The 291-nt window shown below is 22.1% G+C and carries 1 protein-coding gene; it reads left to right on the forward strand.

The window, feature by feature from the left end:
* The first annotated feature begins 77 nt into the window (after positions 1–77).
* Positions 78–197, forward strand: coding sequence for an MBL fold metallo-hydrolase (locus LUA84_RS05390; RefSeq protein WP_457913365.1), 120 nt, complete (start codon positions 78–80; stop codon positions 195–197).
* Positions 198–291: the final 94 nt, after the last annotated feature.

A 291-nucleotide genomic window follows, 5' to 3' on the forward strand; every position in this document is an offset into this window, starting at 1 on the left:
CTACTAAAAATAGAAATCATCCAGGCATATTTATAAAATTCAATAAAAAAGGAATTTTATTAGATTGTGGAGAAAATATACAAAGACAATTAAGGAAAAAGAAAATTTCACCAACAAAANNNNACTATATATTAATTACACATTGGCATGGAGATCATGTNTTAGGATTACCAGGTATATATCCAAANTCTCTCTAGCATGAATTATAATAAAAAATTAAATATAATAACTCTATAAAGAAAATATAGAAAATTTAAAAAGAATAATTGAAGNNNNTATGATTCCAATAAA

Source organism: Candidatus Nanopusillus massiliensis (assembly GCF_920984865.1).